This is a genomic window from Affinundibacterium amnicola, from assembly GCF_014284275.1.
Taxonomy (GTDB): Bacteria; Pseudomonadota; Gammaproteobacteria; order Burkholderiales; family Burkholderiaceae_D; genus Undibacterium; species Undibacterium amnicola.
In genome coordinates this window covers 376035-399816 of sequence record NZ_JACOFU010000004.1, presented here as the reverse complement: position 1 = coordinate 399816, position 23782 = coordinate 376035, and the positions used below count along the sequence as shown (strand labels likewise).

The following is a 23782-nucleotide window of genomic DNA, read 5'->3' as shown; positions in this document are numbered from 1 at the left end:
TGCCCATGAAAAAATATCGGATCAATGTTAAGCATTCGCTATTCGCGAATGGCGAATTGCGAATGCTTGAAATATGTATTAATACGGGAAACGTAAAACAAATTTTACCCCAAAATGCAAATTAACACTGATTTAATGTTCAGTTGTTTTGAGTGACCTTAAAATCACTGCTTCAATCAAAATAACCCTGATTCAATCAAAGAAAAACCACCAATGTGACTCATAGTCCGTAGACAGCAAAACCGTATCGCCGCATGATGGGCTTACCGTATCAGCGGTTGGCGACTAAATTTTGTTGAGAAATGGAGCATGCAATGAACATCGAAAACATCGAGGGAGACAGGCGGAGTTACGACAATATTTATCGTGGCGTGGCGATTTATATCGAAGCAAATCCAGACCATTACCGTGGTGGTTTTGCGTGGTCTCTTTGCCGGGAAGAGAATGAACTTGATTGCGGTCTGGCATTGACGGAAAACGAGGCGATGGCCGAGGCGCAGCGGGCGATTGAGGAACTAGACTTAAGCCATGTCTGAAATTTCAATGCCGAGCGAAGTCGGGTCATGCAACCAATCTTCTAATTCGTCGATCACCGAATCAAGAGTTTGCCTGGTACGCCCTTTGATCGCGCATTCCCACACTATGCCCAGGCGCCAGCCGGCATCCAGCAATTGATCGTGTACGACGCGGTCGCGGCTCATATTATTGGAGATCTTACCCAGCCAGAATTCTTGTCTTGTTTTTGGCATGCCGGAGGTGTCTCGTCGTTTCGCCGAGAGAGCTGCGAACAAATGCGTTAAGTCGCTTGCTGTTCGCCCTTAAGCCACATCAAACATAACAAGTGCAACGACTTGTTGCACTTGTTAGAAAGTTTTACGCGGTGACTTCCTCTAGATTCTTTGTTGAGGATTTTTTCTGCTTCGAACTCGCTGGCACGCTTTGCTGATCATCAATTTGATTCAACAAACGTACTAAAGCGCGCCCCATGGCATGTGCCAAATTCACCGGCACGGCGTTACCAATCTGTTTGTATTGCGCAGACACCGGACCAGCAAATTGCCAATCATCGGGGAAGGTTTGAATTCGTGCGTATTCTCTGACGGTGAGTGGACGCGTCTCCTCAGGATGGCAGCGTTCGGTTTGTTTTTGTGCAGGCGCGCAAGTCAAAGTCAAACTTGGTTCATCCCATGACAAGCGGCGTGCCATGCCTGTTTTGCCACCACCGAGGTAGTAGCTCTTCATCATATATTCGCGTTGTACCGTATCCGGTAGATCGCGCCAGTAGCCGCCTGGTGGCACCATCTTGAGAATTTCTGCTTTGCGCTTTGGATAGGTTTGGCCTTCTGATTTTGGTACATCACACGGGTACAGTTCACCTTTTTTCAGCGCATCACGCATCGTCAAAATGCGTTTGTACGAAGAAGGCCAAGCGAATTTCACTTTGTCTGCCAGATCATTGCGGATGCCGACTAAAAATAGACGCTCACGTTTTTGTGGCACTTGATAAAACATCGCCTTGAGCACATGCGGCTCGACCAAGGTATAGCCCAAGTCGCGAATAATGTTGCTGATAGTTTTTAAAGTCTCACCATTATCGTGATTGAGCAAGCCTCGCACATTTTCACCCAGCAGCACCTTAGGATTGGTCTCACGCACAGCGCGGGCGAATTCATAAAACAAAGTGCCGCGTGTGTCTTCAAAACCTAATTGCTTACCCGCATAAGAAAATGATTGGCAAGGAAATCCACCAGAGAGAATATCGATTTGATCGCGATATTGGGTGAAACTAATTTTAGAAATATCGCCCTCAACCACATTCCAATCAGGGCGATTTTTGCGCAGCGTATTGCACGCATGCTTATCGAGCTCGTTGAGCAAAACAGATTCAAACCCAGCACGCTCCATACCAATCGCCAACCCACCCGCACCCGCGAATAGCTCCAACAATTTATACTCGCGATTTGGCTTAGCCACCAGCTCAGCATCCCAAGCGTTTTTGAACATGTGCTGCGTATTCTCAAAAAACTCTAGTTGCGACTTATGATAAACGCGGTAGTTATTCGACTCCACGCGTTGCGCCACCATCGTGCCATTCTCATCCCAACGGCGTAAAGTCTCTTTCGTTACGCCCAAAATATCCGCCGCCTGGGCGATAGAATAATACTCAGCACGATCTTCCATGTTTCATCCTTTTACGCAAACCTTATACATGGTTACTACTGTATTTTTATTCAGTAAATCTGTCAACCTATTTTTAGGAATATTAAGAAAGTCGTCTCGCACATTGGAATTAAAGCACCCTTCTCCCGCAGGCGGGAGAAGGGCAGGGATGAGGGAGGTTCAGTAATTCGATAAAAAGTAATAGGGCAAAGTTGTCCAACACTAGGGTAAATCTGCGCAAAACCTACTTAATTTGCGACAAGCGAATAATCTCATCATGCTGAGCCAACTCATCAATGATCTTATTCAACTCCTGACTATAATCAGCCTCAATCGCCACCTCACCAATTGCAGTCACCAGCTCACCATAAAAACCATCATCACCAGTCAAGCGAAACCAAAAATCATGCGCCGCCAACACCGGGTAGTTATATTGCGACGTAATCCGTTTGTAATGCGCACTCAACTGATGCGCCTCACCATAAATCAAACCCACCACCATATCGTCATAACTCACACGCAAGCCATTCACCTTGGCGAGATTAATCACACCCTTAAAATGCCCAGCGATCGATTCCACATCATCTTTATTAATCGTATTCGGCCCTGCTTTGAGCTGGCAATATTTGCGAACGCCGTCGACCTGATCAATAAATTCAATATCAATCCCACTAGTCGTACTAGCAAAACCATCCAACACATCCGAAGCAAATTTTTGAATATTCGCCCCAAACGAAGTCGTAATTGAGTTACCCAAAACGCGCGGATAAATCAATGCCTTAGCGATACTTTGCGGTGAAGAATTACCCGTCAAAAAATTCGCCAAATAGACCGTTAGAAAAGGATTGATGTTGAACTCTTTAGGATCAACCAGTTTTTGAGAATTGCCCGCATGATTGATGACGATGGTTTCTCGGAACCAGGTTTTTGCTTTAGCTAGGATGGTGTTTTTGTTTTCGATCATTGCATTACTTCATTCTTTTGCCAAGATGTATTGATTGACTTTTCTTAGAATTGATAAACGAATTTGCGTAAATTCAACCGATAAAGAGATAGAAAACCAAGATAAAAAGGTCGTCATTGAGCAAAGAAACGATGTACTCCTCGTTCATTAATTAATGCAAAAAAATAACTGTCGCTAGTCCCAAATATTGGGTAGAGCATTTGCAACAGCTTGAAAAAGCTGTGGTGGTACGGCATTCCCAACAACGGTATAACGCATATTCATATTACTTGCTGGCGTATCAGGGAATATAAAGTCCTTACAAAAACCTTGAATTCTTGCTGCTTCTCGATAACTAAATCTTCTTGCTCTTTCATTCGAGACAAATTTCCATTCATCTGTTCCTAATTTTATTAATTGTGGGCTAATAGGATGTAAGGGCATATGCCGTTGACTTGCAACGATCGTTTTCGATGCGGAATCCCAGTCTTGTCGACGATTTCTCGAAAGATAATACCAATGAAAGTCAGCATCATAAAATTCACCCTCCGGCCACACCGGCAAATCACCAATTACGTCTCGAAGCGTATTGTGTGGATTTGCAAGTTGAACTCCATGCGTTGGTGACGGAAAAGCATATTCAACACCAATTTTCTTTTTTATGCCTACGATAAAGATACGTTTACGGTTTTGGGCTACACCGTAATCTACTGCATTCAATACCTGAGCACTTACATCATAGCCAGCTTCAGAAAATACTTTGAACTGGTCGTTTAACAGGTGCCTAAAATTTGTCCGAACCATTCCTGAGACATTTTCTACAATAAATGCTTTTGGTTTGACTTGCTTCAGTGCTCGAGCAAACTCAAGATATAGGGTATTGATTGTACGAGAGGCATCGCGCGCGCCCCCTTGGCTAAAACCTTGACAGGGATAACAGCCAACTAATAGTTCCGCCTTTGGAAACTTAGATATGGTTTTTATATCACAAACTTGATAATCGGTTGTTGGATGGTTTGCTAAATAGACGTCTCTAGCGTACGACAATCGGTCGTTGGCCATTAACACATCAAATCCCGACGCAATAATTCCAGCGTCTGAACCACCACACCCAGAAAACAAGGACACAGCATGCGGCATACATTTACCTTTTAACTAAATAATTATTCAAACTAGATCAAATCTTTTTTCTAAAAAAGTTTGAAAAATTTCAGGTGGTGCGATAACACTCCAATTCACAGAATCAGAAAATTGTGAAATTATTCGCAACCGGTCAAACAAAATTGTTTGTCCAATTTCACCTGGGACTGCCCAAAATCCTCGATTATCTCTAAAGCATTGGGGAATAAATAATATTTGATTCCAACGATGGGTTGGGTGTATTAAATTTGAAAGGCGATCAAAAGAAATTTCGCTTTGTTTGGAACTCCAGTCAGTACGCGAACATGCGCATTGAGCAAGCGCTGACATTATGTTTCGTTTTTCATTTGAACTATCAAAGGTCATCCAAGCAGCGATATCAATTCCACCATCACCAGAATCGCCTCTCCTAAAAGAAGACGCAGAACTAGATCCAATACCACCTATTTCGTCTGCTAATTTATTTATTCTTTCCCACTTTGTTCCGGTGAATTCCGACTCGTTCTTGCCAAATGGTTTTACGGTTCCTTTTGCAGGCCAAAACGTTTTGAGCGCTAAAAATGATATTCTTTCAAAGGCTTCTGTTAATGATCCTCTTTTTTCTTGAACGAATGGCAGGTTCGCGCATAGTAAAATTAAGGCGTAAAGATTCTGCTTTTCCGTGAGGAGTTCTGGCGCGGAAAAAGATCGCGCATGTGCGCTTAATGAAAATGGATAAAATTCTCCAAACTCTTTGATACGCCACTGGATTTGGTTAAAACAATCGTCAAGAAAATTATCTTGAAATTCGGTTTCGCCTACATCACGGCCTTGATCGGAAATGGTCTCTCTACTGCAAGTTCGATCTTCTGTTAGTAAACAAATTAGCTCTGCATAGTCACATAATGTATGTATATCGTGATCTCGGGGTTTATCAATATTTATCATGAACTAGTCGACAGGATTTACAAGGTTATTCAATGCTCCGAAAAGTGCCGCACTTGCTCTTTTCAATCGTTCAGACTGGATAACATCATTAGAATCAAATCCATCAGCATAAGAAAGGCCAGCTTGAGCACTGTTAATTCTGTGTTCTGCCTCTAACATCAACTTTCTTACTGCTTCTAATGGGCCGCTAGTATACAAATCAGCAGCTTCTATAGGAGTACCTCGTCGTAATTCTTTTAATGCCTGATCGTTACCTACAATACGTGCTAATTTGTCAAAATTTCTAGATTCTCCAAGTACAGTTGCCGAACCGGAATTTTTGACGAAAGCCCAAGTTAGGAATTCTTTAAAATTGCTTTCATTTATGTTGTTTGCTTCAACATCACTCGAATTTTCGATGCCAATGAAGCGACAGATATTTTCGTATCCAATACCAGTCGTGAGTAGTGAAAATGGTATCTCTTCCTCTTTCAATTTCAATTCCGATAGAATTCCCAAGTCACGAGCTTTGTCTATTAACGTTAGACCTGTTAGCAATTTTGCGACTGTCGGCGCTTTGCTTCCAATTTCTTTTGCCAAAATCTTGTGTGCCTCGGCATGTTCGTTCGGAATTCTGGCACGGAGTTGTCTTAAATAGCGCGCCTTAGCTAGAGCGTCCCAAGGCTGAATTCCTGTGATATGCCGATAACCAAGGTACGTTAGGATCTCTTCGCGTTTTTCAAAAATAAGTGAAGGAATTAAGTCAGGTTGAATAGTCGACTCATCTTGAACTCGACGAACCTGAGCCGGTTTCACATTACTGACAGCAGATTTCTGAAGTAGTTTTAATGCCCCTAGGCGGCGATTTCCTTCAACGACAATATAGCCATCATCTTTTTTTACGACTAAGAGTGGCTCCCCAATAAAGAATCCCTGTTGCCCAATTGATAGCATTAACTCAATTAAATTGCATTCTAGTAGCAAGTAATCAAGAACCTCTCTTTCTGGTGCATACCTCAGATGCATCGGTAAGCGTGGATTTTCAGGGTCAAAATGAAGCTCTTGAAGCTTAATTTCGCGCATTTCTGGACTCATATTTTTCCCCTATTACGATACCGTCCACAAATTATCGATCTTAATCGAAATTACATGTGTGGTAATGAGATTATCTTTGACCCAATACGGGAAAGATTCTTTAATTTTTACTTCCGAAACTACAAATTCGAATTGGATACGTGTATAAAAAAGTATACATGAATTAGTTCCTCGAATTGCTACTTTAGAGATCAATGCTGAATTACGACCAAAAGAGTGAACATCGACTAAACGTTATCAGTGCCGATCCTTTTTTGATAAATTGTATTTGATGCATGTGCTTTTGATTGAAGTTAGTGCACAAACTTAATTTAGTTATCCGGCTGCACCCGATTATCTAGCCTAGCTTTAGACAAGGCAACGGCCTCATGCAATTTCTTTTCCAGCAAATCGCGAGGAGGAAGACCGACCATGTATTCCGCGACGTGGATGCCGCTTTGATCTAATTCTAATAACTCAATCTGTTCTTTATTTTTTCCGGTGCAAAGGATGATGCCCAGTGGTGGTGCTTCGCCTGGCTCTTGTTCATACTTTGCTAGCCAGCGTAGATACAGTTCCATTTGCCCTTTATCGGCGGCCTTGAATTCGCCTAACTTTAGCTCGATGGCGACTAGACGTTTTAAGCGCCGATTGTAGAATAGGAGGTCGATGTAAAAGTCGTTGTTGTCAATTTGTAGGCGGTTTTGACGGGCGACAAAGCTGAAGCCTAGACCCAATTCGAGTAAAAAACTTTCCAGTTCGCGCAGGATGGCGTCTTCTAAGTCTTTTTCGAGATAGCGATCTTGTAGGTTCAAAAAATCCAAGATATAAGGATCTTTGAGGATAAGGTTTGGGCTGAGCTTACCTTCATCCCTTAGCGCAGCTAACTCAGTGTTGAGTAAAGCATCGGGTTGTTGAGACAATGCGGTGCGTTCGAATAGCATCGAGTCTAGACGACCTTGTAAGGTGCGAGTGCTCCATGCTTCGTCGCGGCACATGCTTAGGTAAAAATCGCGCTTTAACGGATCGTCGATGTAAATAATGCTGCGGAGATGGGGCCAGCTTAATTGTCTACTCAGTGCGTAGACAAAGTCTTCAGAGGTAAATGTCTCAGAAAACCGTAGCATGTGGCGCAGATTTTTTACACTAAAGCCGCGTCCGTGTTCTGCTTCTAATTGTCCCGCCAGTAGGGTAATCACTTGCTCGCCGTAGGCGGCACGTTCACCTTGCAGAACTTCTGTGTGGATTCGTGTGCCGATGCGCTAATACAGATTGGTTAGTGCTGAATTGACGGTTGCCGCTAACCCGGCCTTTGCAGCATTAATCAAGCTGTGAATATCGCTGACTAATTTCGATGTCAACAATTCGCTTTTTTGCATTGGCAAATCACTGGACGGTGGCGGCGTGGGCTTCATCTTAGGTAGTCATCAAACGTCAATATTCCCAGCCCGCAAAGCATTCGACTCAATAAACGCACGTCGCGGTTCCACATCATTACCCATCAAGGTCATAAAGATTTGTCCGCAGCAATCGCGTCTTCTATCTGTACATTGAGTAAGCGATATACGGTTGGGGCCAATTGGTAGTTCCTCACTGCGCATGATGATTCAAATCATCAAATTGTCTGAGATGAAGTTTTGCAGAAAAAATCAAAATTCGCATCAGCGCTTTTCATGGAACCGCTCAGCAATCTCTTGCTTACTCTTCCGTAGCAAGACGATTTCTGATGGTGTCAACATTCTCGGTCCGCGCAAGGTACCTTGCTTCTGATTGAGTAAGGCAGTCGAAACTGTGACCGAATTTGTCTTGCCACCAGTGTTCAAATTCTTTTCCATGTTTGTCTCTCAATTCCGTTAATTGCTCTGCTGATGGCGTTAGTATAGCTGAATAGGGTTTGCCAGTTAATACCGTGGCACCAATGACTTTGCCACCAGCATTTTCGATAAATCCCTTCATATTTGCCAGGGTGCCGCCCTGCCCAATAAAATCATCTACGAGAATATAGTCGGCGCCGGCGACAACGACGCCATCAAAGAGCGCTTGCCGGGCAAGTCGCGCAAAGCCATTGGCGCCAGTGTGCGCGACTACATTGACTTGGACGATGCTATCGTCGGTACTTTGTTCTAGTTGACGGCCAAGCTCGTCGGCAAATGCTTCAGGTATTGCGTTTACGCCGTCTCTTTCAAACGCATGTGCAGAAACCAAGATAATTTTTCTATCAGCAATGAGATCGCGTAATTTGCTAACAGCATCGGTAGAAATGGTATCTTGCACCAATGCAAATGCAGCATCGGCATCGCCAGATTTGGCGGCGCTATAAGTGGGATGTTTTTTAACTGCGAGTTCTTCGGCGTGCAAGATCACATCAGGGAAATTGTTCCAAGCTGTGCGTTGCGCGATCATAAATTGAACCTCCGCAATGTAGAATTGTTTAGAACTGTCAAAAATCTCTTCTTAACATTTCACTTTTCCTCAAACCTTATGCGACGCAGAAAACAAGTTAGCCGAGTTTTCCGCATAAGTTTTGATTCCCACTTCGACATCATCAAACGTCAATATTCCCAGCCCTTAAAGCATTAGACTCAATAAACGCACGACGCGGTTCCACATCGTCTCCCATTAATGTCGTAAAGATCTGATCCGCTGCAATCGCGTCTTCGATTTGTACTTTGAGCAAACGGCGTACTTTCGGGTCCATCGTGGTTTCCCACAATTGGTCTGGGTTCATCTCGCCCAATCCTTTGTAGCGCTGTTTGGAAACGCCGCGTTCGGCTTCTTCGCGTAGCCAGAGCATGGCGTGGTGGAAGTCTTGTACTGCGATTTCCTTCATGCGTTCGCCTTCGCCACGGCGGATGAATGCGCCTTCGCCTAATAAGCCTTTGAAGGTTTGTGCTGCGTTTTCTAATACTTTGTAATCGCTGCTTTCGACGAAGTCGGCGTCGATGCTGCTGACTTTGATGTTGCCGTGGTACATGCGTTCTATGCGCAGGCTGAGCATGCCAGAGAGTTCGTCACTGCGAACGACAGCTTTGACGGCTGGGTCGTTCATGGTTTTGGTCAACTCTTGTGCGGACAATTCGGCGTTTTCTGGTGTGTCCATTTTCAGTGCGACACCGGTCATGATCGCGGTCAATGCGGCGCGGTCAATGACGCGCGTTAAGCGCATCATGATGGCGTTGGCCAAGTTGAACTGGCGGACTAACTCGCCCAGTGCTTCACCGACGATAGGCTCTGCGCCTGTGCTTGGTGTGAGCGCTGCGCCGTTCAATGCAACGGTGGTCATGTAGATCGCTTCTTCGGCATCGTCTTTCAAGTAACGTTCGTCGCGACCGGCTTTGACTTTGTACAGCGGTGGTTGCGCGATGTAGATGTGGCCGCGTTCTACCAATTGTGGCATTTGGCGATAGAACAGCGTCAATAACAGTGTACGAATGTGGGCACCGTCGACGTCCGCATCGGTCATGATAATGATGCGGTGGTAGCGCAATTTGTCGGCGTTGAATTCGTCAGGGCCGATACTGGTGCCGAGTGTCGCGATCAGTGTGGTGATCTGTTCGGAAGACAGCATTTTTTCAAAGCGTGCTTTTTCTACGTTCAAAACTTTACCGCGCAGTGGCAAGATCGCTTGGAATTTACGATCACGGCCTTGCTTCGCAGATCCACCCGCAGAATCACCCTCGACGATGTAGAGTTCGCACAGCGCTGGGTCTTTTTCTTGGCAGTCGGCCAGTTTAGAGGACAAGCCCAAACCGTCCATTACGCCTTTACGACGCGTGAGTTCGCGCGCTTTGCGAGCGGCTTCACGAGCGCGTGAGGCTTCGACGATTTTGCCGCAAATGATTTTGGCGTCGTTTGGACGTTCTGCTAAATAGTCGGTCAAGGTCTTAGTGACGATTTCTTCCACCGGGCCGCGCACTTCGCTGGAGACGAGTTTGTCTTTGGTTTGTGAGCTGAATTTTGGCTCTGGCACCTTTACCGATAACACGCAAGTCAAACCTTCGCGCATATCGTCGCCAGTGACTTCGACTTTGGCTTTTTTCGCGTATTCGTGTTCGTCTATGTATTTGTTGATGACGCGTGTCATCGCTGCGCGCAAACCGGTCAAATGTGTACCACCGTCGCGTTGCGGAATATTATTGGTGAAACACAGCACTTGTTCATTGTAGGCGTCGTTCCATTGCATGGAAACGTCAACCGTGATGTTGGTGCCTTGGTCTGACATCTTTTCGCCAGTTGCCTGGAAAATCGTAGGATGCAAGACTGATTTGTTTTTGTTGATGTATTCAACGAAACCGCGTGTACCACCTTCGAACGCAAACAATTCTTCTTTGCCTGTGCGGTGATCGTTCAACTTGATGCGTACGCCGTTGTTCAGGAAGGAGAGTTCGCGGATACGTTTCGCTAAAATTTCGTAGTGGAATTCAACGTGCGTAAAGATTTCTTCATCGGCCCAGAAATGGACTTCGGTACCGCGTTTGTCGGTGTCGCCTAAGACTTTGATCGGTGAGCAAACGACGCCATCGATGGTTTCGATTTCACGATTTTGCGGTACTCCACGGACGAATTCCATCGCGTATTTTTTGCCATCACGACGTATCGTCAGCTTTAATAATTTCGAAAGACCATTCACGCAAGACACACCCACGCCGTGCAAACCACCGGACACTTTGTAGGAGTTTTGATCGAACTTACCACCTGCGTGCAGTTCGGTCATGACAATCTCAGCCGCGCTACGCTTAGGTTCGTGCTTGTCATCCCACTTAATACCAGTAGGAATACCGCGGCCATTATCGGTAATCGAAATTGAATTGTCGTTGTGGATGGTCACGTTAATTTCTGTACAGTGGCCGGCTAAGGATTCGTCGATGGAGTTATCCAAAACTTCGAAAACTAAGTGATGCAAACCGGTGCCGTCAGAGGTGTCGCCGATGTACATGCCGGGACGCTTACGTACGGCTTCGAGACCTTCGAGAATTTGAATGGACGATGCGCCATAGCCAGCGGATGTGGCTGACTCAGTTGTTGGTACGTTTGCTGGCGTTGCTGTGTTGTCTTGGGTATTCTCGGACATGGCTACCTTCTGAAATTAACAAGCAGCTTTTGGCTGCGGTTTTTTTGAAACACTGCTTAAGCTACTGCGCGACCAAATTTTGAATTTCCGATGCTCGCTGTACTCGAGTACAGCTCCGCTTCTCAATCCAAACTTAGGCCGCTCGCTACGCTTAACCAATGCTTCATTCGTGCTTTAATGTGCTTCTTATGTAGGGCGGGTGCAACCCGCGCTGCTCAGGTGCTCGGTGGGTTGGCGGCGCGGGTTGCACCCGCCCTACATTTGTTTTTTATACTCCCTCTCCCGCAAGCGGGAGAGGGTTGGGGTGAGGGTGGTTAAATCACGAATTAAGTTGAAAATTTAGCGAAGTCAGAGTTTTGACTACGAAGATTTTTATCGTGCGCTGAACGCCCCTCATCCCCGACCCTTCTCCCGCGAGCGGGAGAAGGGGGGAAGTGCATCAAATCCGCATCGGCATCACAACGTATTTGAAATCACCATTCTCAGGAATCGTGATCAAGGCTGATGAATTGGAATCACCCAAGGCGACATTGATTTGATCGACTTTGAGGTTATTCAATACATCTAACAAATACGTGACGTTAAAGCCGATATCGACGCTGTCTCCACCGTAATCGATTTCGATTTCTTCAACCGCTTCTTCTTGATCCGCATTGGTGGACAAGACGCGCATTAAACCTGGCTCGATCACGCAACGCACGCCTTTGAATTTGTCGGAGGTCATAATCGCGACGCGTTGCAAAGAGCGTAGGAGTTTTTCACGGCTTAAGGTGAAATTGTTTTTGTAACCTTTAGGGATCACGCGGTTGAAGTCAGGGAACTTGCCCTCGACCAATTTGGAAATCAATTCGATATCAGCAAACGTCAATTTGACTTGATTGTTAGCGATGTCGAGTTGGACTGGTTCGTCTTTGTCTTCCAACAGACGTTGCAATTCCAAAATCGTTTTACGTGGGATGATGACTTCTTGACGCGCGAATTCTTGTTCGACTTCGACTTGCGCATACGCCAAACGGTGACCATCCGTTGCGACGGCAATCACGTTTTTGCCATCGACGACTAATAATAAGCCGTTCAGGTAATAACGAATATCTTGCTGCGCCATGGAGAAATGCACCATGTTGAACAAATGCTTCAAAGCTTTTTGCGGCAGGCTGACGCTGGCATTGAAATGTTCCGCTTGCGCTACCGTCGGAAATTCTTCCGCGGCCAAAGTCTGCAAAGAGAAACGTGATTTACCGGATTGAACGGTCATCTTCTTGTTGTCGAGCTTGAGAGTGACATCATTGTCATCTGGCAGCGCGCGCAAGATATCGAGCAACTTACGTGCTGCAACCGTGGTTGCTGTGACCTCGCCACCAGAACCAATTTCCGCGTGCGTCGTAATCTGCACTTCGATATCCGTCGATAAGAAGGATACTTTTTCGCCGTCTTTACGGATGAGGATATTGGCCAGAATCGGCAATGTGTGCCGACGCTCGACAATACCACTCACAATTTGCAGGGGCCGTAATAGGGTATCCCTGTGAGTTTTTACCAATTGCATTTTTATATCCTCACTAATGAATTCAATGTTAAAGGATGCTGCATCTATCGCAACTCATTACTTCTTTGCATTGGGAGGACTTGCGAAAAACTGCCCAAACTTCTGCGGCCAATTTTACGTAAATCCTACGCCGATCTTTGCTGCTGATTACTTACTGCTATATCTAATTTTTGCTGCAGGCTACACAAAAAATTCCGTATCCTTTTTACTGTCATCCCTGCGAAGGCAGGGATCCAGTGTCTTTCGTTCAGTAACAGTGTCTTCGCCGTTTTTACGTCACTGGATTCCCGTCCCCGACTCAAGCATTCGAGGACAGGCTCTTCGCGGGAATGACAGAGAAACAAATTTCTGCGGCAAATCCTTTACTACCTACCCCTTTAAAGTCTGTTCCAACACATGAATCTCATGATTACATTCCGGACTCTTAGCCCGATCCGCCGTGATCTTGCGTACCGCATGCAACACCGTGGTGTGATCGCGCCCGCCAAATAGTTCACCAATTTCTGGCAAACTCTTTTGCGTCAATTCTTTCGCTAAGTACATGGCAATCTGACGTGGTCTGGCAATATTTGCCGGACGACGTTTGGAATACATGTCGGCGACTTTGATATTGAAAAAGTCAGCAACGGTCTTCTGAATATTTTCTACCGAGATCTGGCGATTTTGTACTGACAACAAATCTTTTAATGCTTCTTTGACGACATCAATCGTGATGTCTTTGCCGTGAAAACGTGAGTACGCCAAAATCTTGCGCAAAGCACCTTCGAGTTCACGCACATTGGAGCGCAAATGTTTCGCAACAAAGAAGGCCACATCATCTGAAAAACTCACGCCTTCGGTGTACGCTTTTTTCAGCAAAATCGCGACGCGCATTTCAAGTTCTGGTGGCTCAATCGCCACTGTTAAACCCGAATCAAAACGTGAGATCAAGCGATCATCCATGCCCGTGATTTCTTTCGGATAGGTATCGCTGGTGATAATGATTTGCTTTTTCGCAGCGATCAAAGCTTCAAACGCGTAGAAAAATTCTTCCTGCGTACGGCTCTTGCCACCGAAAAATTGAATATCATCGATCAGCAACAAATCGAGCGAATGGTAATAGCGTTTAAATTCGTCGAAACCTTTGCGTTGATACGCTGTAACCACGTCGCGTACATATTGCTCGGCGTGGATGTAGCGGATTTTTGCATTTGGTTTGTCGTGCAAAATTTGATTGCCGATCGCGTGGATCAAATGCGTTTTACCGAGCCCAACGCCACCATATAAAAATAGCGGGTTGTACGATATGCCCGGATTATTTGCTACTTGAATCGCAGCGGCACGTGCCAGTTGGTTGGCTTTACCAGTAACAAAACTATCAAAGGTCAGATCAAAGTTGATCCGCGCATTGTCACGACGTGGCGCGGTTTCTGGCGGCGGTTCGTTAGGAATGCCATCAGCTTGTCCGATTTGCGAAGTGCGTTGTCCATGATCGGCGCCGTTGCCTTGACCGGCGTTCGTCGGTGCTGTTGTGGTTGAAACGGGCTTTTTTCCTGCACGTGGATCGATGATGAATTCGACATCGACGGTGTCATCCCAAAATTGCGCAGCAAATTCGGCGATGCGGCTGGCGAATTGGGCTTTAACCCAATCTAATTTGAAGCGATTAGGCGCGCCAATGCGCAGATGGCCTTCTTCAAAGTCCACCATCGTCAATGGCTTAATCCAAGCACTAAATTGCTGAGGCGTGAGTTCCTGTTCAAGTTGTGAGGAGCATGCTTGCCAGAAATTTTCCATGAATCGCTTTACTGTTTACTTAATACTTAGGTTTTTGTTCTTTTCAAAATCGATACATGATTACTTGATCGATTCCACTTTTTATTGGAAAGCTAGCGCTACTACTTTCATCATATTCCCTCCGCTTTGCCTGATTAATTGCGGCAGATAATTATAGCGGAGCAATCTGCAGCACTTTGCTCAACGCTAGCATTAATTTGCTTTAGTCAAATACAAAGTTGCTCAGGAATTAAATGATGAAATTTTGCTTACGTTAGCGCATGTTGAAGCACTACTTCAGCCTCCGCTATTCTACCCTTCGCGAGCATAGTTATCCACAGGCGAGGTGAAATTTCTTTTCATTAACACTTCTGGAAAACGAAGAAAAGCGGCCAAATGGATTGACAGCGGCTTCCGAAATGGTGTCTAATTACGGGTTCCCTACCCTGTTTTGTTAGATGTGTGCTTTTATTGTATTGACGCTATCTTGATAGTTTGTTGATGTTCAGAGCGAAGCCGCAAGATGAAACTAAGCATGAGCAGCGGTTTTGGGGCAGTAATCGTGTGAATAGCGTGTTGCTATTGTTTATATAGTGCTTCTCCATAACGGGGCATCATCAAAGCAACGGCGCAATGCACTATTACCCGTAATTCCGATTTATTTTTTGCTCAAATAGTGAGATCAACATGAAACGTACTTATCAACCTTCCGTAGTTCGTCGTAAGCGCACTCACGGTTTCCGCGCTCGTATGGCAACACGTGGTGGCCGCGCAGTTTTGAACGCACGCCGTGCTAAAGGCCGTAAGCGCCTCGCAGCTTAATCGCATCTTTATAAATCCAATTCTAGGGCGCATTGCTTCGTTGCTTGTCCTCGCAATACTTCGGTATTGCTGTGGGAAGCGCCTCACACTGCATCCCTATAATTGAATTTCTAAAGCGCGCTTGGGTGTGGTGCTCTAAATTAATTTAATTTTTTGTACCTCGTCAATTTAGTTTGTTCAATAGGCTGAAATTTTTATTGTGACTAATTTGACTACAACTCCTGACCTAGCTCAAAACCAGTTGTCCGGCGGTGATTTTGCGCGGGAGCGACGAATACTTAAAACGGATGAGTTTTCATCCGTTTTTCGTTTGCGCCCTGTGCAAAGAACAGCGCATTTTGTATTATATGCGCGCTCAAATGAATTGCCGCATGCCCGTCTTGGCGTGGTCGCTGCAAAACGTTTTGCACCGCGCGCTGCTACGCGCAATATGATTAAGCGTGTTACACGCGAGATTTTTCGACAGTCTGAACTGATGAAGGTGGATTGCATTGTGCGCTTATCTAAGCCAGTCAATAGCAAAGCCGGTCCTGCCACGAATGCGCAATTAAAGCGTGCTTTGCGGCATGAAGTCTTACGTCTGTTTGTTTCGCAGCGGACAGTCAAGCCTGTTATCGCTGCGCAAGCTGTCTCTGCTCCCGAGTCTTCCTCATGAAACCCTTATTGCTGCTGATCTTGCGTGGATATCAGTTGGGAATTAGTCCTATGTTGGGACAAAGTTGCCGTTTTTATCCTACCTGTTCAAACTACGCGATCGAAGCCATTCGTGAGTATGGCGCAGCCAAAGGCTCTTTGATGGCAGGCAAACGCATTTGCAAATGCCATCCTTGGCATCCGGGTGGGATCGACTTAGTACCACCCAAGTCTGGTAAAAAAAATCTAGATGATGGGGATGAAAAATCAGCAAGTCACCCCACATCAAGCCTTAGTTAATTTCATTAACCTTCCCGATCTTTAACACATACACAAGTGGATAAAATGGATATAAAGCGTACCGTCCTCTGGGTTATTTTCTCGATGTCTCTGTTACTCCTATGGGATAACTGGATGCGTCACAATGGAAAACAATCTATGTTTTCTCCTGCGACTACTTCGCAACAAGCGAAGAGCGCAAGCGCATCTGCCTCTGCGTCCACAGCCGCATCTGCGACGGCAAATGCAGTTTCGGGTACCGCTGTTGCAGGCGCTGAAGTGCCTGCAGAAATTAAGAGCGAGACAATTACGATCACTACGGATGTCGTGAAAGCAGAGATCGACACCATCGGTGGTGAAATCAAGCGTTTAGAACTATTGAAGTACGCGGATAGTGATGACGCAAAAAAGAATGTAGTGTTGTTCGATCAACGCGGCGATCAGATTCGTAAAGTAGAAACTGACTTTTTGGGTTTCTTTAAGGGTACAAAAGACGTCATCGTACCTGCGCGTATTTATAAAGCGCAAACTGGTTTGCTTGGTGGTAATTTCCCAAATCACAAATCTGGTTTCGTGGCACAGCCAGGCAATCGTACTTTAGGTGATGCGAAGGAAGTCAGTTTGGTATTGGTTTCTGAGCAAAACGGTGTGAAACTCACTAAGACTTATACCTTCAAAAAAGGTGAGTATTTAATCGATGTGAAGCATGCAGTAACGAATAATTCTGCGGCACCAATTGCACCGTCTTTGTACATGCAATTAATTCACGATGGCACCAAGCCAACAGGCGGCAGCATGTTCACGGGTAATGTTGAATTCTATGCGCCTGCTGTCTACACCGATGCTGAGAAATTCCGTAAATTAGATTTCGAAAAAATCGAATCTGGTAAAGAAGCACTCTCGACTAAGGCGAATGATGGTTGGGTTTCTGTGATCCAGCATTTCTTTGTTTCTGCTTTTATTCCACAAGATAAAGTTGCGCGCGAAGTGTTCACCAAAAAAGTGGATACCAACTTATATGCGGTTGGTAGCATTTTGGCACTCGGCAATGTTGCTCCCGGCGCTACTGCCACCATGGATTCCCGCTTGTATTCTGGTCCACAAGAATCCGCCGTATTGGAAAAGATCGCACCGGGCCTCGACTTGGTGAAAGATTATTGGTACTTCGCGATGATCGCACAACCAATGTTCTGGATCATGGAGTTTATGCATAAATTCCTCGGTAACTGGGGTTGGACTATCGTCGTATTTACAATTGCGATCAAGCTTGCGCTGTTCCCATTGTCTGCTGCTGGTTATCGCAGTATGGCGAAGATGAAACTCGTCACGCCAAAAATGACGGCTTTGAAAGAGAAATTCAAAAACGAGCCGCAGAAGTTGAATATGGCGATGATGGAGTTGTATAAAACCGAGAAGATTAATCCGCTTGGCGGTTGTTTGCCGATCTTGATCCAAATGCCGATTTTCTTGGCTTTGTATTGGGTGTTGCAAGCATCCGTCGAAATGCGTGGCGCACCGTGGATAGGCTGGATTACTGACTTGAGCAAACCAGATCCGTATTTTGTTTTGCCAGTGTTGTATGCGATTTCCATGTATATCACGACTAAATTGAGTCCAGCACCAGCTGATCCGATTCAGGCGAAAATGATGTTGTTTATGCCTTTGTTGTTCTCTGTGATGTTCGTTTTCTTCCCATCGGGTTTGGTATTGTATTGGGTAGTCAATAACGTTTTATCAATCGGTCAACAATGGGTTATCAATAATAAAATCGTGCCTCCTGAGCATCGATAAATCTTAAGTTGACTCCATCAAAAAAAGCCCATGCTTCATGGGCTTTTTTATTATCAGTACCTTCTTTTTTGCTGCAGATCATGTCGTGTTTACGATACATCTGTCAGTATGCAAAGCAACGAAAATGCAACAGCTTTCTTGATAGCAAGGATAAAATTTCCTCATGACACATACTTATGACAGCACGCCCATCGTCGCAATTGCCACCGCACCTGGCCGTGGCGGTATCGGTGTGGTTAGAATATCTGGTAAAGATCTCAGTGGCATTGTGCGCGCTTTATTCGGTGACACCGTATTTAAGCCACGTCACGCGACCTACTTAGATTTTACCCAAGCCAATGGCACGGTGATTGATCAAGGTTTGGCAATCTCGTTTAAGGCACCGCACTCTTACACAGGTGAAGAAGTGCTGGAGTTGCAGGGACATGGCGGCCCTGTTGTGATGCAGATGTTATTGACGCGTTGTTTAGAGGCAGGCAAAGAGCAAGGACTACGTTTGGCGGAGCCTGGTGAATTCACACAACGCGCGTTCATGAATGACAAGCTCGATCTGGCGCAAGCTGAGGCGGTGGCGGATTTGATTGAAGCCTCGACTGAGGCCGCGGCGAAGTCGGCTTCGCAATCGATGTCAGGTGCGTTCTCCAAAGTGATCCATACCTTGGTTGAAAAAGTCGTGCATCTGCGCATGTTGGTGGAAGCGACTTTAGATTTTCCTGAAGAAGAAATCGACTTTTTAGAGAAGTCTGATGCGCGTGGCCAACTTAGTGAAATTCAAAAATCTCTACGCGCGGTTTTCGAACAAGCAGCGCAAGGCGCTTTGTTGCGCGAAGGTTTGAATGTGGTGCTGGCAGGGCAACCAAATGTTGGTAAATCCTCTTTGTTGAATGCATTGGCGGGTGATGACATCGCGATTGTGACACCGATTGCAGGTACCACGCGCGATAAGGTCACAGAGACGATTCATATTGAAGGCATTCCGCTCAATATTATTGATACCGCCGGCATACGCCATGATCATGATGAGCCGGAGTTTGGTGAAGTTGTTGACAAGATCGACGCGGTCGAACGTATCGGTATTGAACGCACTTGGAACGAAGTACAAAAAGCCGATGTGATTTTGCATTTGCTTGATGCGAGCAGAGGGCCGACCCGCGCTGATGAAGATATCGCGGCGCGTTTTCCTAGTGAAGTTCCGGTGATTTGTGTTTGGACAAAGATCGATATTTCTGGACATCACGCAAGTGTTGATACGGTCGGTGATTTAACCCAAGTGTATTTGTCCGCACAAGAACATTTAGGCATGGATTTATTGCGCCATGAATTATTGCGAATCGCCGGTTGGCAGCAGACAGGCGAGTCTTTGTATTTGGCGCGCGAACGTCACTTGATCGCCTTAAAGCATGCACATGAACATTTGGAACAAGCCGCTGCTTATGCTGCGCAGAATGATCAGTCCTTAGATTTGTTTGCAGAAGAATTGCGCTTAACTCAAGATCGTTTAAATAGCATCACGGGTGAGTTCACTTCTGACGATTTGCTGGGTGTGATCTTTTCGCGTTTTTGTATCGGAAAATAAACAGTGTTTTATGGTTTGCAAAGCTTGCCCGTTTTCAAGTAGATTTACCTATGAAAATAAATAGACTTACGCAAAGTTTGCCCATCATTGACCATTGACTACCACTAGTTTTTAGTACACACTTTAGTACACAAGATCATTAATTTTCACCCTGTGTACTAACCTGTGTACTTAAAATGCCTAAAGCAGCTACCCCACTGAACGACACAAAAATCCTTGCTTTGAAGCCTAAGGAAAAGCGTTACCTTATAGCGGATGGTGAAGGCTTGTACTTAGAGATAATGACTTCAGGTACTAAAATTTGGCGCTACCGTTATTCACTAAACGGCAAACAGCAGCCCCTAGTCACCATTGGCGAATACCCAGCAGTCGGATTAAAAGAGGCGCGCAAGCTGGCTGTGAAATATACCGAGATCGTAGCGAAAGGTGTTTCCCCGATTGCGGACGCACAAAAAGACAGAGGGTTTGCCAAGTCATTAACTACTGTGCGTGAATTTTCTGAGCATTGGTATCAATCATTAATCGCCGATAAATCTGAATCGTACCGCAATGTTACGCGCAGAGTTTTGGATAAAGATATTTACCCAGCGATAGGCAGTAAGGAACTAGCAGAGGTGAATGCAGGGGATATTCTGGTTATCTGCGACAAGATCAAAGCCAGAGGTTCACCACAAGCTGCCCTGCTTACCAGAAATATTATCAAGCGCATGTTTGAATATGCCATATCGCGCCAAGTCGCCACCATCAACCCAGCACACCAGCTAGTAGCAAGATTCATTGCAACGCCGCAGAGTCGAACCCGTGTATTGTCACCGGATGAATTAGGCTTGATGTTACGCAAAATCTACGCCTCCGATATGGCGCGCCCCTCAAAGCTGGCACTACACCTGCTAGTGATTACGATGGTACGCAAGTCAGAAATGATCGAGGCTGAATGGTCAGAGATTGATTTTGACAATGGAATATGGCGCATACCAGCTGAACGCATGAAGAAAGATAAAGAGCATTGGATACACCTGTCACGGCAAGCACTCGCAATGTTCGCAGAGTTAAAAGAACTGTCACACAGTCAAAAATACGTTTTCCCTATGCGGCGCGGATATGAAGATCGTCCTATTTCAAAATCTACGCTTAATGCAGCAGTTAGAGCAATGGATACTGGCGTGCAGCACTTTGTGATTCATGACTTTAGGCGTACTGCATCAACCCACTTGCACGAGATGGGTCAATCTTCGGATGCAATCGAAAAGGCACTTGCGCACAGCATCAAGGGCATTAAGGGCGTATATAACCGCGCAGAATATGCAGACGAACGAAGGAAGATTTTGCAGCTATGGGCGGATTTTGTAGATGCACAGATCGAAACACAGAGAAAAGTAGTGATCGGTGGTTTTGGCAAGACTGCAGCATAACCAATTTAATCATGCCTATCGCTAAGGATGGGAAACAAGCGTTCTGAGGTAAATATGAATAACAGTATCGACACCACTATTGGGCTGATAGATGTAGGCGGCGATAAGGTGCAGTGGCTATCAAATTTCAAAAATAGTTTATCGAGCCTTAGCAATGAGAAATTAATAGAAATTGCAGCTAGTTGGGCAAGTGAGGCTGAGTTTCAACAACAGCAACGACTAAAACTAACCAAAAAATTTAATTCGATTAATGCAGGTTTAAGCTTTTTACCTGACCTATTTAATTTACCAAAGACAAATAAGACTGGGCTACTCGATTGGGCTAATGAATATGATGGGCACTTCAAAAACCCCATCATTGCGAACATACTTAGAAGCGCACATTCGAAGTCAAAATCGCATCGCGCATATTTGAATGGAAAAAAGGGGAACCAAGAAAACGACAAGCTTAGAGAGTACGCTTATCAGTATTGGGTAGAGCACATCGACCCCAAATTAAGTGGAAACAAAGCTGCCGCAATACTAGCCAAACAGGTAAAAGTATCCGAGAGAGAGTTAGCCAAGTACGTGACAAAAGACTTCAAAAAAAGAAAGATCGACCAGCATACAGTTGACTAGTCCACGGTACAGATTTTTTCACATGACGCCAATATTATGGTTACAAGCAGCGATACAAAGCTGTAACAAACCCAATATAGGCAAATATGAACAACACCACAAATCCAGTAGCAAACCCCAGCAAAACATTACCAGCGGACGGTATGAGCCGTTGGAATCAAATAGCCCCCTTCTCACCGTTCTGTCGTGAGAAATTCCGCCAACTAGTCAAAGCAGGTAGAGCACCGCAGCCCGTCAAGTTCTCTGAGCGCTGCACGGCTTACCCAAATCGAGAACTGCACCGCTTCTTTGCAGACCCACTGAATTACAAAGTGGAGGTGGTGAAATGACATTTCCAAAGCGACCCAAAAAACAAAACGCCTCCGGCAAGGGAGGCGTAAGAATCACAAAGCTGGCAGGCAACGTGAAATTGCAAGGAAATATACTTCGATGCGATACCAAGCATATCAGCAAATTAAGGAAAGAACTAGCTAAAGAAGGCTTAGCGCTATTGAATGCGAGTGGCGAAGCGCAAGTCCGCACCTTACCTAAAGTCCTTCGTTATTTGGGTAATCGTGGCATCAATACCAAAGAGGCTGAAGGGTGCGGCTATTATCGTATCGCCACACGCATTCAAGAGCTGGAAGCGCGCAACTACGTTATTGCATCAAAGCGAGAAACGATCATTGGCGCAGATGGCTTGGTGCATCCTCGAATTGCACGTTACGTGCTTCTAAGTGAAAACACCGAACCTAACCCGCAAGGCGAATTAGATTTGGGGGATGCAGAATGAGTCATACTCACTTTTTGCGCATCAAAGGATTAAGCGCTAAAAGCACGCGATCAACTAGGCGTGAATTAGTGATGCCGCGTGTCATGGCGCACAACCTACGTGAGAGCATAGCGGAGTTTGGCGTATCGAGTGGTAGTCATATCGACCCGACCAAAACAAAGGACAACATCATTTTGCGAGGCAATACATCCTCCGGAGCGGTGGGTATGGCAGTGCAAGCACTTATGCAGAATGTGCATGTAAGTAAGTGGCGTAAAGACACCATAAGCGCGATTGAATTGATCTTTAGCTTACCTAACGATGCCCCTATTGCGCACCATGCGTATTTTAATGATGCCGTGATGTGGGCAGAGCGCTTCTTTCAAGTCCCGATTGTTAGTGCCGTGATTCACTTAGACGAGGACGCGCCACACTGCCACACGATCCTGATCCCGATAAAAAGCGACAGACTTTGTGGAAGCGAGGTAATGGGCAATAAGAAGCGCATCCTTGCTATGCAAGATGATTTTTATCAGCAGGTAGGCAAGCAGTACGGGTTAGTTCACCAAAGCTCGTTAAAGCGCTTCAGTGCAGCGATACGAACTAAAGCGATAGATGCGGCGTTTGCTGTCTTGGAAGCGAATAGCGGACTATGTAGCGACATTCTGCACGTCCTGTTAGCGCCGCATTTCAAAAACCCTGAGCCAATAATGCAAGCACTAAGTTTAGTCATGCCAAAACCAAAAGTTAAAGGTACGTTCGCGGGAATCATGACTAAGCCAGTTAAGGAAAGGAAGCCAAGCAGAACAAGGCATACCCTCGAAGCAATATCTATAGAGGTTCAAAAGCCAACTTCTATAGACATTCATCAATTAAATGACACGCCAAAAAGTCAACCTCTATCCTGTGTAGAGGTTCGATTTTCTGAAGCTGAAATTTCAAGTGATGAGCAGTTGATTCAAGATGATTTCACTCGAGAATCTGATAACGAACATTTGGCAAATTGCTTTGATGAAGTGACAGGCGAGTTTGTGAAGCCTTCGGTGAAAGTCTCAAAGAAGCAAGCTATTCAAAAAGAGGTGGAGTCATGGCTTGAAAGCGAGGGTTTGCAAAAGGTTTGCATTACGAAACCTTCGCAGTGAGAAGTTATGCAAGCGATATTTCTCTAAAGCCGAATAAAGCCGAAAGGAGAAAAAATTGAAATACCACGGGGGTGACCTCCTTCAATGAGGTACTTCAATGGGGAAGGTGCGCAAGAATACGCACGTAAGACAAAAGCGGGAAATGTATTCAAAACTGACGAGA

The 23782-nt window shown here is 45.4% G+C and carries 21 protein-coding genes and 1 pseudogene; 11 read left to right on the top strand and 11 right to left on the bottom strand.

From position 1 onward, the window contains the following. Positions 1-314: 314 nt before the first annotated feature. The gene (locus tag H8K33_RS12185; protein ID WP_186891305.1) at positions 315-536 is read left to right on the top strand and encodes a hypothetical protein; all 222 of its coding nucleotides are present in this window, start codon (positions 315-317) and stop codon (positions 534-536) included. On the opposite strand, the gene H8K33_RS12180 is transcribed toward H8K33_RS12185, so the two are convergent. The 11 genes and pseudogenes from H8K33_RS12180 to dnaA form a co-directional block, all read right to left on the bottom strand. Next, positions 522-749, bottom strand: a complete 228-nt coding sequence (locus H8K33_RS12180; protein WP_186891304.1) for a PDDEXK family nuclease — start codon at positions 747-749, stop codon at positions 522-524. The genes H8K33_RS12185 and H8K33_RS12180 overlap by 15 nt on opposite strands. A 124-nt stretch (positions 750-873) precedes the next feature. Next, complete coding sequence (dcm, locus tag H8K33_RS12175; protein ID WP_186891303.1) at positions 874-2181, bottom strand: DNA (cytosine-5-)-methyltransferase; 1308 nt, start codon at positions 2179-2181, stop codon at positions 874-876. Positions 2182-2404: 223 nt separating this feature from the next. Beyond that, a complete protein-coding gene (locus H8K33_RS12170) occupies positions 2405-3124 on the bottom strand; it encodes a PmeII family type II restriction endonuclease (protein ID WP_186891302.1) in 720 nt (239 codons plus the stop codon). Between the two features lie 174 nt (positions 3125-3298). Continuing rightward, on the bottom strand, positions 3299-4243 hold the full coding sequence (locus H8K33_RS12165; RefSeq protein ID WP_186891301.1) for a DNA cytosine methyltransferase: 945 nt from the start codon (positions 4241-4243) through the stop codon (positions 3299-3301). 27 nt (positions 4244-4270) lie between these two features. After that, positions 4271-5170 carry a hypothetical protein gene (locus H8K33_RS12160; protein WP_186891300.1) on the bottom strand — a complete coding sequence of 300 codons (900 nt, stop codon included), beginning with the start codon at positions 5168-5170 and terminating at the stop codon, positions 4271-4273. Positions 5171-5173: 3 nt separating this feature from the next. After that, positions 5174-6244 carry a ParB N-terminal domain-containing protein gene (locus H8K33_RS12155; protein ID WP_186891299.1) on the bottom strand — a complete coding sequence of 357 codons (1071 nt, stop codon included), beginning with the start codon at positions 6242-6244 and terminating at the stop codon, positions 5174-5176. A 311-nt stretch (positions 6245-6555) separates the two neighbouring features. Next, positions 6556-7602, bottom strand: a pseudogene (locus tag H8K33_RS12150) (PDDEXK nuclease domain-containing protein). Between the two features lie 319 nt (positions 7603-7921). Then, a complete protein-coding gene (locus H8K33_RS12145) occupies positions 7922-8626 on the bottom strand; it encodes a phosphoribosyltransferase (RefSeq protein WP_186891298.1) in 705 nt (234 codons plus the stop codon). 142 nt (positions 8627-8768) lie between these two features. Continuing rightward, on the bottom strand, positions 8769-11294 hold the full coding sequence (gene gyrB / locus H8K33_RS12140) for a DNA topoisomerase (ATP-hydrolyzing) subunit B (protein WP_186891297.1): 2526 nt from the start codon (positions 11292-11294) through the stop codon (positions 8769-8771). Between the two features lie 439 nt (positions 11295-11733). Further along, complete coding sequence (gene dnaN, locus H8K33_RS12135; protein ID WP_186891296.1) at positions 11734-12840, bottom strand: DNA polymerase III subunit beta; 1107 nt, start codon at positions 12838-12840, stop codon at positions 11734-11736. 369 nt (positions 12841-13209) lie between these two features. Then, the gene (gene dnaA / locus H8K33_RS12130) at positions 13210-14616 is read right to left on the bottom strand and encodes a chromosomal replication initiator protein DnaA (protein ID WP_186891295.1); all 1407 of its coding nucleotides are present in this window, start codon (positions 14614-14616) and stop codon (positions 13210-13212) included. A 666-nt stretch (positions 14617-15282) separates the two neighbouring features. Between dnaA and rpmH the strand changes: the two genes are divergently transcribed. From rpmH to H8K33_RS12080, 10 genes are all read left to right on the top strand, one after another. After that, a complete protein-coding gene (gene rpmH / locus H8K33_RS12125; RefSeq protein ID WP_061535510.1) occupies positions 15283-15417 on the top strand; it encodes a 50S ribosomal protein L34 in 135 nt (44 codons plus the stop codon). 199 nt (positions 15418-15616) lie between these two features. After that, positions 15617-16072 carry a ribonuclease P protein component gene (rnpA, locus tag H8K33_RS12120; protein WP_343043819.1) on the top strand — a complete coding sequence of 152 codons (456 nt, stop codon included), beginning with the start codon at positions 15617-15619 and terminating at the stop codon, positions 16070-16072. Then, positions 16069-16350, top strand: coding sequence for a membrane protein insertion efficiency factor YidD (gene yidD / locus H8K33_RS12115; protein ID WP_186891294.1), 282 nt, complete (start codon positions 16069-16071; stop codon positions 16348-16350). The genes rnpA and yidD overlap by 4 nt, the downstream gene beginning before the upstream one ends. 45 nt (positions 16351-16395) lie before the next feature. Further along, positions 16396-18120: a membrane protein insertase YidC gene (gene yidC, locus H8K33_RS12110; RefSeq protein WP_186891293.1), complete on the top strand. Its 1725-nt coding sequence runs from the start codon at positions 16396-16398 to the stop codon at positions 18118-18120. A gap of 163 nt (positions 18121-18283) precedes the next feature. After that, positions 18284-19696, top strand: a complete 1413-nt coding sequence (gene mnmE, locus H8K33_RS12105) for a tRNA uridine-5-carboxymethylaminomethyl(34) synthesis GTPase MnmE (protein WP_186891292.1) — start codon at positions 18284-18286, stop codon at positions 19694-19696. A 176-nt stretch (positions 19697-19872) separates the two neighbouring features. Beyond that, positions 19873-21108: a tyrosine-type recombinase/integrase gene (locus H8K33_RS12100; protein ID WP_186891291.1), complete on the top strand. Its 1236-nt coding sequence runs from the start codon at positions 19873-19875 to the stop codon at positions 21106-21108. A 54-nt stretch (positions 21109-21162) separates the two neighbouring features. Next, positions 21163-21726, top strand: coding sequence for a hypothetical protein (locus tag H8K33_RS12095; protein ID WP_186891290.1), 564 nt, complete (start codon positions 21163-21165; stop codon positions 21724-21726). An 86-nt stretch (positions 21727-21812) separates the two neighbouring features. Beyond that, positions 21813-22055 (top strand): helix-turn-helix transcriptional regulator, encoded by a 243-nt coding sequence (locus tag H8K33_RS12090; protein ID WP_186891289.1) that lies wholly within the window; start codon positions 21813-21815, stop codon positions 22053-22055. Further along, on the top strand, positions 22052-22498 hold the full coding sequence (locus H8K33_RS12085) for a helix-turn-helix domain-containing protein (RefSeq protein WP_186891288.1): 447 nt from the start codon (positions 22052-22054) through the stop codon (positions 22496-22498). The genes H8K33_RS12090 and H8K33_RS12085 overlap by 4 nt, the downstream gene beginning before the upstream one ends. After that, on the top strand, positions 22495-23619 hold the full coding sequence (locus tag H8K33_RS12080) for a plasmid recombination protein (protein ID WP_186891287.1): 1125 nt from the start codon (positions 22495-22497) through the stop codon (positions 23617-23619). Before H8K33_RS12085 ends, H8K33_RS12080 begins: the two co-directional genes overlap by 4 nt. The last annotated feature ends 163 nt before the right edge of the window (positions 23620-23782 follow it).